At 62.0% G+C, this 15,758-nt stretch carries 15 protein-coding genes; 13 read left to right on the plus strand and 2 right to left on the minus strand.

The features are described from left to right. The first annotated feature begins 130 nt into the window (after positions 1–130). Complete coding sequence (locus tag B0G76_RS24380; RefSeq protein WP_120294799.1) at positions 131–835, plus strand: SDR family NAD(P)-dependent oxidoreductase; 705 nt, start codon at positions 131–133, stop codon at positions 833–835. Positions 836–1,088: 253 nt separating this feature from the next. On the opposite strand, the gene B0G76_RS24385 is transcribed toward B0G76_RS24380, so the two are convergent. Beyond that, a complete protein-coding gene (locus B0G76_RS24385; RefSeq protein WP_120294800.1) occupies positions 1,089–2,039 on the minus strand; it encodes a LysR family transcriptional regulator in 951 nt (316 codons plus the stop codon). Positions 2,040–2,122: 83 nt separating this feature from the next. Between B0G76_RS24385 and B0G76_RS24390 the strand changes: the two genes are divergently transcribed. From B0G76_RS24390 to dmpG, 8 genes are read left to right on the plus strand one after another with little or no spacing between them, the layout of a single operon-like run. Beyond that, complete coding sequence (locus tag B0G76_RS24390; protein WP_120294801.1) at positions 2,123–3,013, plus strand: VOC family protein; 891 nt, start codon at positions 2,123–2,125, stop codon at positions 3,011–3,013. After that, on the plus strand, positions 3,007–3,702 hold the full coding sequence (locus tag B0G76_RS24395; protein ID WP_220700773.1) for a class II aldolase/adducin family protein: 696 nt from the start codon (positions 3,007–3,009) through the stop codon (positions 3,700–3,702). The genes B0G76_RS24390 and B0G76_RS24395 overlap by 7 nt, the downstream gene beginning before the upstream one ends. A 5-nt stretch (positions 3,703–3,707) precedes the next feature. Then, a complete protein-coding gene (locus B0G76_RS24400) occupies positions 3,708–5,177 on the plus strand; it encodes a 2-hydroxymuconic semialdehyde dehydrogenase (RefSeq protein ID WP_120294803.1) in 1,470 nt (489 codons plus the stop codon). Then, positions 5,174–5,968: a 2-keto-4-pentenoate hydratase gene (locus B0G76_RS24405; RefSeq protein WP_120294804.1), complete on the plus strand. Its 795-nt coding sequence runs from the start codon at positions 5,174–5,176 to the stop codon at positions 5,966–5,968. The genes B0G76_RS24400 and B0G76_RS24405 overlap by 4 nt, the downstream gene beginning before the upstream one ends. Further along, a complete protein-coding gene (locus B0G76_RS24410; RefSeq protein ID WP_120294805.1) occupies positions 5,965–6,738 on the plus strand; it encodes a 2-keto-4-pentenoate hydratase in 774 nt (257 codons plus the stop codon). Before B0G76_RS24405 ends, B0G76_RS24410 begins: the two co-directional genes overlap by 4 nt. Before the next feature lie 8 nt (positions 6,739–6,746). Next, positions 6,747–6,953, plus strand: coding sequence for a 2-hydroxymuconate tautomerase (locus B0G76_RS24415; protein WP_120294806.1), 207 nt, complete (start codon positions 6,747–6,749; stop codon positions 6,951–6,953). Continuing rightward, positions 6,946–7,887, plus strand: coding sequence for an acetaldehyde dehydrogenase (acetylating) (locus tag B0G76_RS24420; RefSeq protein ID WP_120294807.1), 942 nt, complete (start codon positions 6,946–6,948; stop codon positions 7,885–7,887). The genes B0G76_RS24415 and B0G76_RS24420 overlap by 8 nt, the downstream gene beginning before the upstream one ends. Continuing rightward, the gene (gene dmpG / locus B0G76_RS24425) at positions 7,884–8,915 is read left to right on the plus strand and encodes a 4-hydroxy-2-oxovalerate aldolase (protein ID WP_120294808.1); all 1,032 of its coding nucleotides are present in this window, start codon (positions 7,884–7,886) and stop codon (positions 8,913–8,915) included. Before B0G76_RS24420 ends, dmpG begins: the two co-directional genes overlap by 4 nt. Positions 8,916–9,104: 189 nt before the next feature. Here dmpG and B0G76_RS24430 read toward each other — a convergent pair whose 3' ends face one another. Then, positions 9,105–10,178 (minus strand): LysR family transcriptional regulator, encoded by a 1,074-nt coding sequence (locus B0G76_RS24430; RefSeq protein WP_147394078.1) that lies wholly within the window; start codon positions 10,176–10,178, stop codon positions 9,105–9,107. A gap of 109 nt (positions 10,179–10,287) precedes the next feature. Between B0G76_RS24430 and B0G76_RS24435 the strand changes: the two genes are divergently transcribed. The 4 genes from B0G76_RS24435 to mdeB all read left to right on the plus strand — a co-directional run bounded on the left by B0G76_RS24435 (position 10,288) and on the right by mdeB (position 15,568). Further along, a complete protein-coding gene (locus B0G76_RS24435) occupies positions 10,288–11,352 on the plus strand; it encodes a CDP-6-deoxy-delta-3,4-glucoseen reductase (protein ID WP_120294810.1) in 1,065 nt (354 codons plus the stop codon). Continuing rightward, the gene (locus B0G76_RS24440; protein WP_259460706.1) at positions 11,349–11,885 is read left to right on the plus strand and encodes a VOC family protein; all 537 of its coding nucleotides are present in this window, start codon (positions 11,349–11,351) and stop codon (positions 11,883–11,885) included. Before B0G76_RS24435 ends, B0G76_RS24440 begins: the two co-directional genes overlap by 4 nt. After that, the gene (locus B0G76_RS24445) at positions 11,882–12,808 is read left to right on the plus strand and encodes a fumarylacetoacetate hydrolase family protein (protein WP_120294811.1); all 927 of its coding nucleotides are present in this window, start codon (positions 11,882–11,884) and stop codon (positions 12,806–12,808) included. Before B0G76_RS24440 ends, B0G76_RS24445 begins: the two co-directional genes overlap by 4 nt. A gap of 99 nt (positions 12,809–12,907) precedes the next feature. Continuing rightward, a complete protein-coding gene (mdeB, locus tag B0G76_RS24450) occupies positions 12,908–15,568 on the plus strand; it encodes an alpha-ketoglutarate dehydrogenase (RefSeq protein ID WP_120294812.1) in 2,661 nt (886 codons plus the stop codon). The last annotated feature ends 190 nt before the right edge of the window (positions 15,569–15,758 follow it).

The following is a 15,758-nucleotide window of genomic DNA, read 5'->3' on the forward strand; positions in this document are numbered from 1 at the left end:
GCCTGGTACCGGTAGATACCGACCTGGAAACAAACGGACTTTTTGTCTTCGGAAACATCAGCGCGGCACGCTATTTGCACCAGCCTGGGAATCGGTTCGAAGATTAATCTGCTCAAAATGGGAGTACGTCATGGGCGCTGAGAAAGAAAGAGCTGTAATTGTCGCCGGCGGGGCAGGTGCCGTGGGTGAAGGCATTGTGAGAGCATTCAGAAAGGCGGGTTACGCTGTTGTGATCCCGTCGCGAAGCGCGAAGCGTCTGGAAGCGCTGCACGCGGCAGTTGGGGATGGACTTGATCTTGTCGAGACGGACTTGTCCGATCCTGCCGCTGCGAGGGAATTTGCCACCAATGCTGCCGCGCGGCACGGCGGAATCGAAGTGGTCGTTGCAGCGCTTGGAGGCTGGTCGCACACCGGCCGTTTGCTCGACGCCTCCGCTGAAGTCTGGAACCGGGTCTTGGAAGACGGTCTGACGAGTCACATGCGTACAGCGCAGGCGTTGGCGCCTCTTGTGGCCACAACTCGTGGCGTCTATCTATTGATCAATGGCGGCGCCGCAGAACAACCAGTGCCTGACTACGGGCCGGTGTCGATTACCGCAGCTGCACAGGCCATGCTTATGCGCGTTCTGGATCAGGAGCTCGCGACCTCGGGTGCGCGGTCACTGACTCTGCTTGTCGACAGTATTGTCGCGACGCGGTCGAGGGAGCATCCGAAGGCGCAGTGGATTACAGCTGACGAAGTGGGACGGCTTGCCGTTATATTGGCCTCACCAGAAGCCGCTCCGTTCGCGGGACAGGTGGTGCGTGCAGGTCAGCTGCGCCGGAAGGCAGTCTGAGACACAGTCAGGCAAGTAGGCTGACAAGGATTGCATATCATGTCTGAGACCCTCTGCGAACTCATTGACTTCCTCAGGCGCCACTGGAACACAATGCACCGCAGGAATCTAGCGCGCCCGGCATGAGCCGAACGACTGGAGGCGTATCGCGTGGCCCTTTTCACTTTAGGCGCGGACGAAGTTTGTGAGTACTGCCGCGTTCGGTCGAGCGCGGCGGTCGTGCAGAGCGGGCAAGCGGTGCCGCACCGCCCAATCAGAACGCCGAACCGCCGAACAACGAGGCGAACATCGCGCGGAGCCATTCGTTGCCTGGATCGCCATGGAAGCGCTGGTGCCAGATGAGGGCGACTTCGAAGGTGGGGAACCTGACCGGCGGCTCGAGCAGTTGCAGCCCCATGTGCTCGGCCACCGTGGCAGCCAGGTTGCTCGGGACCGCGGACACCAGATCCGTACTTGCGACGACCGGCCCAACGCCGAGAAAACTGTGCACGCGCAATGCGACGCATGCCCGCACGCGTGGGCTCGACAATACTTTTTCCACCGCTGCGGCATGAAGCATGCCGGTCGGGCCCGCAACCACATGCGAGAGTTCACGTAGTTGCTCGCGCCGCAGCGGAGCCGTGATCTGCGGATGATCACGTCTGGCCACGTAGACAAAACGTTCTGTGAAGAGCCGCCGCTGATGCATCTGTTTGCTCAGGTTGCCGAGATACCCTACCGCCAGATCGATCTGGCCTGAAGCGAGGCCGTCGCGCAGTTCTCCTTCAGCCGGTGAGACCACTTCCACGACAACCCGCGGCGCGTGGCGCGTCACGCACGTCATCAGGCGCGGAAGAAACAGCCGCTCGCCAATATCGCTCATCGCCACGCGGAAAGTGCGCGTCTCGTGCTCCGGCGCGAAAGTCGGGCGGCGAATCGTGGCGCGCACGATTTCCAGCGCCTGCGCAATCTGTCCCACGAGCGAGTCCGCAAACGGTGTCGGCGACACGCCGCGCTGCTGGCGCACGAACAGCGCATCACCATACATTTCCCGCAATCTCGCGAGGCCGCGACTCACCGCGGGTTGCGTGAGGCCGAGCTGCGAGCCGCTCTGCGTGAGATTTCGCGTGCGATAGATCGTTTCGAAGAGATCGAGCAGGTTCAGGTCGAGTTGCCGACTAAGCGGGCGCACGGTGCGCACCGGTCTGACATGATTGGTATGCATATCATAAATCCTGTTAATTCATTTCAGAGATGTCACGGGTATGCCTATATTAGTCGTCACACACCAATGGGCGGCGATTCATCGTGACCAACCTCTTCGATATCTCATATGTTCGGCTCGGCACGCGTGACCGCGCGACAGCGGACCGTTTCGCTAGCGATGTACTTGGCCTAGAACGCGTGCGCGAGGAAAACGCAGCGAGTTACTTCCGCAGCGACGACCGGGACCACACTCTCGTCTATGTGGACGGAGACCCCGCGGATCATACAGTCGGCTTCGAGGTACGCACGGCTGGCGATCTGGAGTGCGCCGCAGCCGAGCTGTCCGACGCAGGTTTTGACGTGCGAGCCGGGTCGTTAGGCGAGTGCGAACAGCGCCGCGTGAAGTCATTCATCCGCTTTGACGATCCCACCGGCAACAGGATCGAACTGGCGTTCAGTGCGTATCGCAGCGGCCGCCGCTACTTTCCGTCGCGCGATGCCGGCGTTACCGGGTTCAGCCACGTCGGTCTCTGCACGACCGATCCGCAGCGTGATGAGCGCTTCTGGACAGGGCTGCTGGGCGCGCGCGTGAGCGACTGGATCGGCGATGCGCCGCTTCTACGCATCGACGAGATTCACCACAAGATTGCGCTCTTTCCAACGGCCCGCGCAGGCGTGCAGCACATCAACCACCAGGTGGAAAGCATCGACGATGTTATGCGCTCGTGGTATCTGCTTCGTGAAAAGGGCGTTCCCATCGCCTTCGGCCCGGGGCGCCATCCCACGTCAGGTGCGGTATTCCTCTATTTTCGGGGACCGGACGGCATGATCTACGAGTTTTCAACTGGCGTGCGCAGCATCAGGCCGGAAGAGGAGGCTACCTACAAGCCTCGGCAATTCGCGCCCGCCCGCGAATCGTTCTGCGCATGGGGCGCCGTGCCAGACATTGCTGAGTTCCGCGCGGCGGCGCAGAAGTCGGAGGCAGTATGGTGACGAAAGTTTCCCCGGCCATGGGGCGGCAGCTTCGCATTGCCGCGCGTGCCTTGGCGCGTCACGGGCTAGCCCACGCGTATGGACACTGCAGTACGCGGCTCGACGATGCTCATTTCCTTGTCTGTGCTGCTCGGCCGATGGGTCTCATCAAAGCTGGCGAGCCGGGCGTGGTCGTTCCGGTCGACGGACCGCTGCCCACGGGCGTGCTCGGCGAGGTGCGGCTGCACCAGCAGATCTATCGCCGCCGCCCGCAGGTGCAAGCCGTGGCGCGCAGCATGCCGCCGGCGCTGATGGCGCTCGGTACGGCCCGGCGCACGCCCCGTCCGCGTCACGGCATGGGTGCGTACTTCGGTCGAGGCACGGCACTCTGGGACGATCCGCAGCTCGTGCGTGACGATGAACGTGCCGCTGGAGTGATTGACGCGCTGGACGACCGCGATGCTGTAGTGATGCGAGGCAACGGCGTCGTGGTGGCGGGCGACTCTCTCGCCAAAGTGGTGGCGCTGACCTGGTATCTCGAGGACGCGGCGCGTCTCGAACTCAAAATACTTGCTGCTGGCCTGGAAGACTGTTCGGTTGTGCTGGATGAGGCCGAATGTGCGATGCGGGCGACCGAAGCGGGGGGCATTTTCGAACGCATGTGGGACTACCTGAGCGCAGGGGACCCCGAACTCGATATTCAGGACTGACGAAAATGATTTTGAACTTCATTAATGGCCAGTACCGCGAAGGGCGCGGTGGACGCACCTTCGATGACATCAACCCGGTGGATGGCTCGCTGGTGGCCCGCGTCAGCGAGGCGGCGCGCGAGGATGTGGATGACGCGGTGCGCGCAGCACGCGCGGCGCTCGCGGGACCCTGGGCTTCGCTGAAGCTCGCGCAGCGCTGTGACCTGCTCTACGCGGTGGCGGCTGAGATCGACCGTCGGGCGGAGGACTTCATTTCCGCCGAGGTGGCCGACACCGGCAAGCCGCGATCGCTGGCGGCGCACCTCGACATTCCGCGCGGCGCAGCGAACTTTCGTGTGTTTGCAGACGCCGTGCGCGACGTGCCCACTGAGGCGTTCACGACCCACGCGCCCGATGGCAAGCCGGCGCTTAACTACGCGCTGCGCCGACCGAAAGGTGTGATCGCCGTGATTTGCCCATGGAACCTGCCACTGCTGCTGATGACATGGAAAGTTGGCCCGGCGCTCGCGTGCGGCAATACGGTGGTCGTCAAACCGTCGGAGGAAACGCCCGCGACGGCGGCGCTGCTTGGTGAAGTCATGAACAGCGTGGGGGTGCCGCACGGCGTCTACAACGTCGTACATGGCTTGGGACCCGAATCGGCCGGCGAATTCCTAAGCACGCATCCCGACATCGACGCGATCACGTTCACGGGTGAGACGCGCACCGGCGCGGCAATCATCAAGGCGGCTGGCGCTGGCATTAAGCCGGTATCGATGGAGCTGGGCGGCAAGAACGCCGCCGTGGTGTTTGCCGACGCCGATCTGGATGTGACGATCGCAGGCCTCACACGCTCGGTCTTCGAAAACACGGGTCAGGTCTGCCTCGGCACCGAACGCGTCTACGTTCAGCGCGGGGTGTTCGACGAAGTTGTCCAGCGTCTTGCTGAAGCTGCTTCGCGTCTGAAGCCGGGCCGGCCAGGCGACAGGGAGACGAACTTCGGCCCACTGATCTCCCACGAGCATCAGCGCAAGGTCTTGAATTATTACGGGCTCGCGCGCGAAGAGGGCGCGACAGTGGTTTGCGGAGGCGGGGTGCCGGAAACGGGCGCCGCGTTGCAGGGCGGCGCATGGATTGAGCCGACCATTTGGACAGGGCTGCCACATGGCTCGCGCGTGGCGAGCGAAGAAATCTTCGGACCATGCTGTGTCGTGATTCCGTTCGATAAAGAGGCAGAGGCACTACAAATGGCGAACGATTCGCGCTACGGGCTCGCGGCGTCCGTCTATACACAAAATATTGACCGGGTGCACAGCTTCGCCGCGGCGCTGCAGGTGGGCATCGTCTGGGTGAACACCTGGTTTCTGCGAGATCTGCGCACGGCGTTTGGGGGATCGAAGGCCTCAGGTATCGGCCGCGAGGGCGGTGTGCACTCGCTCGAGTTCTATACCGAGCTTTCCAATGTCTGCATCAAGCTCAATGGAGCGGAGCAATGAACGACGACGATATCGAGGTCGCTGCCGATTTGCTGTGGGACGCAGCGGGGAGCGGCAAGGCCATAGCACCGCTGCGGGATCGGTTTACGGACATGAGTGCCACGGACGCGTATGCGGTCCAGGAATACAACACGCGGCGCAGGCTGGCCGAGGGCGGCAAGCTTGTCGGCCGCAAGATCGGGCTGACCGCGCGCACCGTGCAGCAGCAGCTTGGTGTGGATCAGCCCGATTACGGCATGCTGTTCGCGGACATGGCGGTGGCCGACGGCGAGCAGGTAGTCTGGTCCACGCTGATGCAGCCGAAGGTCGAGGCAGAGGTCGCGCTGGTCATGGATCGCGATCTTCCCGAGCCCGGAATCACAATGGCACAGCTCATTCGCGCCGTAGCGTTCGCGCTGCCCGCCGTCGAGATCGTGGGCAGCCGCGTCCAGAACTGGAGCATCGGCTTCGTCGACACGGTTGCCGACAACGCGTCTAGCAGCGCGTTCGTGCTGGGTAACACGCCGGTGCCGCTCGCACGGCTCGATCTGCGGCTGCTAGGGATGGTCATGGAACGCCGGGGGGAGCAGGTCTCACTCGGAGCCGGTGCAGCCTGCCTGGGCAACCCGCTCAACGCCGCCTTGTGGCTTGCCAACCGCATGGCAGCGTTGGGGCGAGGGCTCGCAGCGGGTGACATAGTGTTGACCGGAGCGCTTGGCCCGATGGTCGCGGCGCATCCGGGCGACATTTTCGAGGCCCGCCTGCAGGGTCTCGGTTCCGTACGTGCAGTATTCGAGGAGCAGAAGCAATGAATCAAGAGCGAATCGCGCTACTTGCCCAGCGCATCGATGACGCGGCTCGGCTTGCGCGACCGGTCGCACAGTTTGCCGAAGCCGAGGAACTGGGCGGTCCCGATGCCTACGCGGTCCAGTCGGCCTCGATTGCACGACGGGTCCAACGCGGCGAGCGGCGCACCGGCGTCAAGATGGGCTTCACCAGCCGGGCAAAGATGGTCCAGATGGACGTGCACGACATGATATGGGGCCGCCTTACCGATGCGATGGCGGAGGCGGACGGCGCGTGCATTTCGCTCGGCCGCTTCGTGCACCCGCGCGTCGAGCCCGAGCTCGTTTTTTTACTGCGTCGGCCGCTCGAGGGACACGTCAGCCTGCCGGAAGCGCTGGAGGCGGTCGAAGCGATCGCGCCCGCGCTCGAAATCATCGACTCGCGCTTCGACAACTTCCGTTTCTCCTTGAGCGACGTGATTGCCGATAACGCGTCATCGTCGGGGTACGTGATTGGCCCCTGGCAAGATCCGCGACAGGACTTCAGTAATCTCGGCCTTGTAATGAGTATCGACGGTGTCGCGCGCCAGACGGGTAGTACTGCGGGCATCCTTGGACACCCGCTTCGCTCGCTGGCGGCCGCCGTGCGGCTTTCCGCGAGTGCCGGCGAGCCACTGCAATCCGGCTGGCTTGTGATGGCGGGTGGCGCGACGGCAGCCGAAACCATCGTGCCCGGCCAGCATGTATTGCTCGAGATGCAGGGCCTTGGGCGAGTCGAATTCAACACTGGCGAGTGAGGCCGATCATGCCATTCATTCAAGTCACAATGATCGAGGGACGCGGCCACGACGCAAAGGTCGAGTTGATTCGCGAACTCACGGAGGCAACCATCAAAACTATCGGCGCGCCGCGCGAATCGGTTCGCGTGGTGCTTCACGAAGTTCCGGCTGCGCATTGGGGTGTGGCCGGGGTTCCGAAGGGTGGTCCGTCGTCGGGAGGAAGTCATGGCTGAGAAAAAACTTAAGGCGGCCATCATTGGCAGTGGCAACATCGGCACCGATCTGATGATCAAGATCTTGCGCCACGGCCGCCGCGTCGAAATGGGCGCGATGGTGGGCATCGATCAGGCCTCCGATGGTCTCGCACGGGCGGCACGCCTCGGCGTAGCGACGACGCACGAGGGCGTCGCCGGGCTGATGCGGCTACCGGGTTTCGACGAGATTGATATCGTGTTCGACGCCACCTCAGCAGCGGCGCACGTCAGCAACGATGCGGCGCTTCGTGCGGCGAAGCCAGCCATACGCTGCATCGACCTGACACCCGCGGCGATCGGTCCGTACTGCGTGCCGGTGGTTAACGGCGGTACGCATCTCGAAGCACTCAACGTGAATATGGTCACGTGCGGAGGCCAGGCGACGATTCCGATTGTGGCCGCCGTGAGTCACGTCGCTAAAGTGCGCTATGCAGAGATCGTCGCGAGCATCTCAAGCAAAAGCGCGGGTCCGGGTACGCGCGCTAACATCGACGAGTTTACCGAAACGACGGCGCAAGCCATCCAGAGTGTGGGCGGAGCCGCAAAGGGCAAGGCAATCATCGTCCTCAATCCCGCCGAGCCGCCACTCATCATGCGCGACACCGTCTACACGCTCAGCGACGCGGCTGACGAAGCGTCAATCGTAGCGAGCGTCGAGGAGATGGTCAGTGCGGTTCAGCGATACGTGCCGGGCTACAGGCTCAAACAGGCGGTGCAGTTCGACCCTGTGAGCGACCTTGCCATAGCCGGCGTCGGCAGGTTCTCCGGATTGAAGACGACGGTCTTTCTCGAAGTCGAAGGAGCCGCGCATTATCTGCCGGCCTACGCCGGCAATCTGGACATCATGACCAGCGCGGCGCTAGCCATCGCTGAACGCATGGCGCAAACCCTGCAGGAGCGAGTCAAGGCATGAAGAAAATCTACGTTTCCGATGTCACCCTGCGCGACGGCAGCCACGCCGTTCGCCATCGTTACACCACGGACCAGGTGAAGCGCATTGCGCGAGCACTGGACGAGGCCGGTGTGCATTCGATTGAGGTCGCGCATGGTGACGGCCTGCAGGGTGGCAGCTTCAACTATGGTTTCGGCGCCCATACGGATGTTGAATGGATCGAGGCGGCGGCCAGCGTCGTTAAGCGGGCAACGATAGCGACGCTGCTACTTCCAGGCATCGGCACCGTGCATGATCTGAAGGCGGCCTATGATGCGGGTGCGCGCGTCGTGCGCGTGGCGACACATTGCACGGAGGCTGACATCAGCCTTCAGCATATCGAATACGCGCGCACGCTGGGTATGGAAGCGGTGGGTTTTCTGATGATGAGCCACATGGCGACGCCGGAGAAACTCGCAGAGCAGGCGAAGCTGATGGAGAGCTATGGCGCAACCTGCTGCTACGTGGTGGACTCGGGTGGCGCGCTTGGTATGGAGGACGTGCGCGAGCGCTTTCGCGCGTTCAAGAACATCCTGAAGCCTGAAACTGAGACCGGGATTCACGCCCACCATAACCTGAGCCTCGGCGTCGCGAATTCGATCGTAGCAGTGGAGGAGGGCTGCGATCGGGTCGATGCAAGCCTCGCAGGGATGGGCGCCGGCGCGGGCAACGCGCCGCTCGAAGTGTTCGTGGCGGCTGCCGATCGGCTCGGCTGGCAGCACGGCACCGACCTGTATGGGCTGATGGACGCTGCCGATGACATCGTGCGACCGCTACAGGACCGACCGGTTCGCGTGGACCGTGAGACGCTGGCCTTGGGCTACGCGGGCGTGTATTCGAGCTTCCTGCGGCATGCGGAAACCGCCGCCGCGAAATATGGCCTGAAGACCGTCGACATTCTTGTCGAACTTGGGCGCCGCAAGATGGTAGGCGGCCAGGAAGACATGATCGTCGACGTCGCATTGGACCTGCTTCGCCGTGAAAACAGCGGAGGGGCTAACGGAGCGTGACTGATTGGGATTCGGCAAGAATGCGCGCGTAGTCAGGCGGCGCCTCCATTGCGCCATGCCGGTGCTCGCTAAACTGTCGCCGGGAAGAGCGCACCGCGGCCTGGTTCGCGCAGCGACAAACGGCCGTAGGGCGCAGCACCCGCCGTGGGTACGCGGGGCGGGAGGCCTGTGCCGTGTTCGCGTGAACTTCTATGCTTCGCTCTCCTGCGCTCCGAACAGCGAGGCGATCCGGTTGCGCAGCCACCGATTTCCCGGGTGATGATGAAATCTCTCGTGCCAGTGCTGGGTGATCTCAAATGAGGGTAGTGGTATCGGAACCTCGAGTATCTGCAATGGCGCCATTGCAGCGAAAGCGCTCGCAAGACGCCGTGGCAGCACCGCCAGGTAGTCACTATCTGCAATCAACGTCCACAACCCGAGGCAATGTGCAACGCGCGCCATGGTCGCGCGTTGCACGCCATGTTCCTGAAACACAGCATCGATCAATGCCTCCATGGATGCATGTCCGCTTCCCGGCGGAAGGTAGACGAGATGCCGCTCTTTTAGAAACTGCTCCATCGACAGCTTGCCTGCGACCCGGGGATGGCCGGCACGGGACACACAGACAAACGTCTCCGTGAACAGTCGCTGGCGATGAAACGGGCCTTCGAATTCATGGAAGTAGCCTACCGCGAGGTCCACATCGCCATTCTCCATTGCGGACTCGCGCAGCCGGAATGGCGGCACCTGATCCGTATGGATCTGGACCAGTGGCGACTCCTGCGCGATGAGACGCAGCAGACGTGGCAGCAGCACGAACTGGCCGACGTCGGTCATGAACAGCGTGAATGTACGCTCCGCGTGCGCTGGATCGAAGCCGAGCTTGTGCTCTAGCGTCGCGCGAATTTGCGCAAGACTCTCACGGATTGGCCCGGCGATTTCTTCAGCCCACGTGGTGGGCATCATCCCTTCGGATGTCCGTACGAAGAGTGGGTCACCCATCGCATCGCGCAGGCGGTTCAGCGCGTTGCTCACCGTCGACTGGGTCAGCCCCAGGTTCAAAGCGGCAACGGTTACGCTGCGCGTCCGCAGGATCGCATCGAACACCTTCAACAGGTTGAGATCAATACGGTTTGGGTTCATTTGCTTTGCACGCGGCAGTTCAGGACAACGCCGCTTCGGGATGTAATGGTAGGTACCGCTGCCTGTCCAGTCGATCGGTAGAAGTCCCAGCCTTCTCCGCGTGTCATTGATACTGGAAATACGCGCAATTTCGATTTCCAATTCGACCGCGAAGGCGGGTGTTCGTACTCTGTTGCATGTAGTCACCGCCTGCCGATTACACCCATGATCGGATCAGGAAGGTAAAAAGTCCTATATGGGGGAGACGTTTATGACTTTTAAAGTGACACTGCGGCCGAGCGGTCACGCCTACTCTGCGGAGGAAGGTGTCAGCATTCTATCGGCAGGCCTCGCCGCCGGCTATTCGCTCGCATACAGTTGCCGGGCCGGTGTATGCCGGACTTGCAAATGCAAGGTGGTCCAGGGCGAGATCGATCATGGCGACGTATTGCAGGCTTATCTACCGGACAGCGAGCGACGGGAAGGCTATGCGCTGATTTGCCAGGCGCGCGCAAGCTCGGACGTCGTAATCGAAGCGCATGAGCTGAGCGGACTTGCGGGGAACCGCCCACGGGTGATGCCGAGCCGCGTCACCAAACTCGAACGGCTCGCCTCCGACGTTGTGGTACTGCGCGTGCGCCTGCCGATGAACGAGAATTTCCTGTTCGCAGCTGGCCAATACGTGGACATTCTGTTGACGGACGGCGAGCGCAGAACCTATTCGATCGCGAGTGCACCGCGCGCGGAAGGCGTCACGGAGCTGGAGTTCCATCTGCGTCGTATGCCCGGTGGACTCTTCACGGATCGTGTTTTTTCCGCGATGAAAGTGCGCGATCTCCTGACACTCGAAGGTCCGCTCGGAACGTTCTTCGTCCGTGACAGCGACAAACCAATGATTTTCATTGCGGGCGGCACGGGTTTCGCCCCGATCAAATCGATGCTGCTCAATGCGTTCGCGCGGCACATCCACGAAAAGCGGCCCATTCACTTCTACTGGGGTGCTCGCACGCGCGAGGGGTTGTACATGCTTGAAGTTGTCAACGAATGGACCGAGCACTACCCCGACTTTACATTCGTGCCCGTCATTTCCGATCCCACGCCTGGGTGTGGTTGGGCAGGACGTACTGGCTATGTTCATCAGGCAGTGCTGGACGATCACGCGGATCTCTCGGGGCGCGAAGTATACGTCTGCGGAGCCCCGGGACTAGTCGAAGCTGCCAGGAGCGACTTTGTCACATCCCGGAACCTCGCCCCACAAGACTTCTTTGCCGACGAGTTTCTGCCAGCATCCGACAGGCGCACTGCAATCCAACCTCTGGTGGAGCCCCTTTCATGAGCCACATTCTCGAACTAACCGACGATGCAGTCATCGTGCCCGCGAACAGCACATCCGTCGTCAAACCTTACGTCATGTCGCACGGCACACTGCCTTGCCGTGATCTTGCCCAGTCGCGCAAGTTTTACGAGGAGTTCCTCGGCCTGGAATGCGTGCAGCACGGCATCACGTCGATGGTCTTCCGTTGCGGGTTGAAGTTCCACGTCGTCTGCGTCCTGGTCGGCGCTGGATGTCCGCCTTGCAACATGCACAATCATTGGGGCCTCGACGTTATATCGGAAGCCGAAGTAGATGCAGCGTACGCGGCGGCGCTCCGGCTGAAGGATGTCTACGGCATCCAGGAAGTTCAAACCCCCGAGCGGCGCCACGGCGTTTACTCCTTTTACATGGTGGACGTCAACGGCAGCTGGTGGGAAATCCAGTACTACCCGGGCTTCCAGAATGACGACATGTTCGATTTTGGAGACCGCTTTACGCCGGATGGCAAGGCGATTACAGGCTCGTCTGAGCCAGCGGTGAGGGGTGAGAAATGACGTTTGCATTGGCATCAATTTCAGATGGTGGCCGCGTCAGCGCAGCACTCAGGATCGGGAGCACGTTCTGGAGCTTACCGCTCGCTGCAAAGCGGCTCGGCCTCGGGGACCTCCCGAACCAGCTGAGCGACATATTCGGCCTCTGGCACGAGAACCGCGATGCGGTTATGCGCGTGGCTGACGCTGCCGACACCGGCAGGCTGTCGGACCTTGCCATTGACGAGCATGATGCGCATATCGTGCTCCCGCTCCAATACCCGCGCAAGGTGTTCTGCGTGGGGGCAAATTATGCCGACCACCTTGCGGAGATGCAGGTAGTTATCGAAAAAGTGGAAGGCCGCGCGCCGTTCTTTTTCATGAAACCGGCCACGACGGCCCTCACGGGACCGGGACATTCAGTCCATATTCCTGCGGGCTGCAGCAACTTCGACTGGGAAGCGGAACTGGTGGTGGTGTTTGGCCGCGGCGGACGCAACATCAGTCCTGAAGCGGCGCTTGACCACATCGCCGGATACACGCTGGGCATCGACTTCACTGCCCGCGACCAGTTCGTCGCTCCCCATCTTCCGTTCAATTTCGACTTCTCGCTCGGCAAGTGCCAGGACAAGGGCACGCCGATAGGGCCTGTCATCGTACCGAAGGAGTTCGTCGACGGCGAGCGCTTAGACTTTCGGCTCTCGGTCAATGGCGTGCAGAAACAGCGGGGATGTACCGCGGACATGATCTATTCGTTTGCCGAACAGATTGCCGGCATCAGCAGGGCCATTTGCATCGAGCCGGGCGACATCATGTTCACTGGCTCTCCTGCGGGCGTCGGCGCGGCGAACGGCGAATCGTTGTCGGCGGGCGACAGGGTTGTCGTGGAGGCAGAAGCGATAGGCCACATGGAAGTGGTGATTCAGGCCTCTGTCGGGCGCGAATAAACGCACCCACATAGCTTTCCCTTTTGACGGATGGCATTGCCGCGACACGCGGCTGCTCCAGAGATTCTGTGCAAATGAATGTAAATAGGATTACGTATTATGTCAGATGAAGTTCACGATAACGACCCGCAAGAAACACGCGAGTGGCTCGAAGCGCTGCAGGCAGTTGTTGACTGTTGCGGCAGCGATCGCGGCTCATTCCTGTTGCAAAGGCTCCGCGGTCTCGCGCGGCAACTTGGCATCGCGACGCGGTCACAGCCGGTCACAGAGTATCGCAACACAGTCGGTCTAGATCGTCAAGGTCCCTATCCGGGCAACATCGAGCTCGAAGAGCGCATCACCTCGATCATGCGGTGGAACGCGCTTGCCATGGTCGTTCGGGCCAATCGTGCCTATGGTGAGCTGGGCGGGCATATTGCCAGTTTTGCATCGGCCGCTGAGATCTTTGAAACCGGCTTCAACCACTTCTTCCATGCCACCAGTGAGCGACACGGCGGAGACCTCGTCTACTTCCAGCCGCATTCGGCGCCGGGAGTGTACGCCCGCGCCTTTCTGGAGGGACGACTGACCGAAGAACATCTGTCCGACTTTCGCCAGGAAATCGGTGGCAACGGTCTTTGCTCATACCCGCATCCCTGGCTAATGCCCGACTTCTGGCAGTTCCCCACCGGGTCAATGGGAATCGGCCCGATCAGCGCCATCTACCAAGCACGTTTCATGCGCTATCTCGAAGGTCGGGGCCTCGCGCAAACGGCGGACCGCCACGTATGGGGCGTGTTCGGAGACGGTGAGATGGACGAGCCGGAGTCGATCGCGGCGCTGACGCTGGCCTCGCGCGAAAAGCTCGACAATGTCACGTTCGTCATCAACTGCAACCTCCAACGTCTGGACGGCCCCGTGCGCGGCAATGGGCAGATTGTTCAGGAGCTGGAGGCGCTGTTCGCGGGCGCCGGTTGGAATGTGATCAAGGTGCTGTGGGGTTCAGAGTGGGACGGCCTGTTCGCGCGTGACGTGACCAATGCGTTGCTGCGGCGCCTTGGTGCAACCGTCGACGGTAAGTACCAGACACTGGGCGCGAAGGACGGCGCATACAACCTGGCCCATTTCTTCCAGGACGATCCCGAACTGGCGATGCTGGTCTCGCACATGTCAGATGCGCAGATCGACGCCCTCAAGCGCGGTGGCCACGACATGCGAAAGCTGTACACGGCTTTCGCTGCTGCGAAAGCGCACAAGGGACAGCCCACGGTTATTCTCGCCAAGACGAAGAAGGGTTTTGGCATGGGCGGTGCGGGCGAGTCGCGCATGACGGCTCACCAGACCAAAAAGCTGGACGTTGAGACGCTCAAAGCGTTCCGTGAGCGCTTCGGTCTGCCTCTAAGCGATGATGATCTGGAGTCGCTGAATTTCTATCACCCGGGCGCCGAAAGCGCCGAGGTCCGATATCTGACGGCACGTCGCGAGGCGCTGGGCGGCTATCTCCCCGCCCGCCGCCGCAGGGCTCAACGTCTTGACGTGCCACCCATTGCGGACTACGCGCAGTTCGCTCTGCAGGCTGCGGACAAGGAAATGTCGACGACGATGGCCGTGGTGCGTCTCTTCAGCCAGCTGATCAAGGACCCAACGCTCGGCCCGCGTATCGTGCCGATCGTTGCCGACGAGGCCCGCACGTTCGGAATGGCGAACCTGTTCAGGCAAGTCGGGATCTATTCACCTTCTGGCCAGCTCTATGAACCGGAGGACGCCGGCTCGATGCTGTGTTACCGCGAATCGAAGAACGGCCAGCTGCTAGAGGAGGGCATCACGGAGGCAGGCGCCGTCTCGTCATGGACAGCTGCGGCCACAGCCTATAGCGTGCACGCGATGCCGATGCTGCCCTTCTACATCTATTACTCGATGTTCGGATTCCAGCGGGTCGGCGACCTGATCTGGGCCGCAGCCGATCAGCGGGCGCGCGGCTTTCTCATCGGCGCGACGGCGGGCCGCACCACACTTAGCGGCGAGGGTCTTCAGCATCAGGATGGTACGAGCCATGTTATGGCCGCGACTGTTCCGAACTGCCGCGCGTACGACCCCGCTTTCGCCTGCGAACTCGCTGTGATCGTCGATCACGGCGCGCGCCAGATGCTCGAACAGCAGGAAGACATCTTTTACTACCTGACGGTGACGAACGAGAACTATGCACAGCCGTCGCTGCCCGCTGGCGTCGAGGACGATGTGATCAAAGGGATGTACCGCCTTGCGTCTCACGATGTCGAGGGCGCGAGAGGCAAGGTTCGGCTGCTTGGCTCAGGCGCCATCTTGCGCGAGGTGATCGCAGCGAGCGAATTGCTCGCGAAAGACTGGGGCGTGTCTAGCGAAATCTGGAGCGTTACCAGCTTCAGTGAGCTGGCACGCGAGGCGAGGGACGTCGAGCGCTGGAACCGTCTGCATCTGTTGGTGAGCAGCCGAACCAGCCACGTCGAGCGCAGCCTTGCGGGCACGGAGCCAGTCGTCGCCGCGAGCGATTACGTGCGCGCTTATGCGCAACTAATCGCGCCCTACGTGACGGGTCGCTTTACCGCGCTCGGGACTGACGGGTTTGGACGCAGCGGCACGCGCGGACAACTCCGCCGCTTCTTCGAAGTGGACAGGTACCACATTGCGCTCGCCGCGTTGTCGGCGCTCGTGCGCGATGGTGTGATACCGCGCGACGCCGCTGCGTCGGCCATTGAGCGCTACCAGCTCGCAGACGACGCGCCCGCTTCATGGGTGGTGTGACGCGTCGGCGATGTCAGCGTCGCCCGGGCGACGGGATTGCCCGCACGGAAGACGACGCCATCGTCCCGCCTCCTGACGTTCGGATACGCCGACGGACACCGAATCCACCGGGACATGATGGCCGCCACGACGCTTGAGTGCTGATGGCGGCTGCAAGCGAACAACAGCGGGCATGGCCTCCAGACTGAAC

It is taken from the genome of Paraburkholderia sp. BL23I1N1, from assembly GCF_003610295.1.
GTDB lineage: Bacteria > Pseudomonadota > Gammaproteobacteria > Burkholderiales > Burkholderiaceae > Paraburkholderia.

What these genes read in the sequence shown, in the direction of transcription:
- B0G76_RS24400 (WP_120294803.1), top strand. Translation starts at nt 3,708, where the DNA reads ATGATTTTGAACTTCATTAATGGCCAGTACCGCGAAGGGCGCGGTGGA.
- dmpG (WP_120294808.1), top strand. Translation starts at nt 7,884, where the DNA reads ATGAAGAAAATCTACGTTTCCGATGTCACCCTGCGCGACGGCAGCCAC.
- B0G76_RS24405 (WP_120294804.1), top strand. Translation starts at nt 5,174, where the DNA reads ATGAACGACGACGATATCGAGGTCGCTGCCGATTTGCTGTGGGACGCA.
- mdeB (WP_120294812.1), top strand. Translation starts at nt 12,908, where the DNA reads ATGTCAGATGAAGTTCACGATAACGACCCGCAAGAAACACGCGAGTGG.
- B0G76_RS24445 (WP_120294811.1), top strand. Translation starts at nt 11,882, where the DNA reads ATGACGTTTGCATTGGCATCAATTTCAGATGGTGGCCGCGTCAGCGCA.
- B0G76_RS24440 (WP_259460706.1), top strand. Translation starts at nt 11,349, where the DNA reads ATGAGCCACATTCTCGAACTAACCGACGATGCAGTCATCGTGCCCGCG.
- B0G76_RS24410 (WP_120294805.1), top strand. Translation starts at nt 5,965, where the DNA reads ATGAATCAAGAGCGAATCGCGCTACTTGCCCAGCGCATCGATGACGCG.
- B0G76_RS24380 (WP_120294799.1), top strand. Translation starts at nt 131, where the DNA reads ATGGGCGCTGAGAAAGAAAGAGCTGTAATTGTCGCCGGCGGGGCAGGT.
- B0G76_RS24415 (WP_120294806.1), top strand. Translation starts at nt 6,747, where the DNA reads ATGCCATTCATTCAAGTCACAATGATCGAGGGACGCGGCCACGACGCA.
- B0G76_RS24435 (WP_120294810.1), top strand. Translation starts at nt 10,288, where the DNA reads ATGACTTTTAAAGTGACACTGCGGCCGAGCGGTCACGCCTACTCTGCG.
- B0G76_RS24385 (WP_120294800.1), bottom strand. Translation starts at nt 2,039, where the DNA reads ATGCATACCAATCATGTCAGACCGGTGCGCACCGTGCGCCCGCTTAGT.
- B0G76_RS24395 (WP_220700773.1), top strand. Translation starts at nt 3,007, where the DNA reads ATGGTGACGAAAGTTTCCCCGGCCATGGGGCGGCAGCTTCGCATTGCC.
- B0G76_RS24420 (WP_120294807.1), top strand. Translation starts at nt 6,946, where the DNA reads ATGGCTGAGAAAAAACTTAAGGCGGCCATCATTGGCAGTGGCAACATC.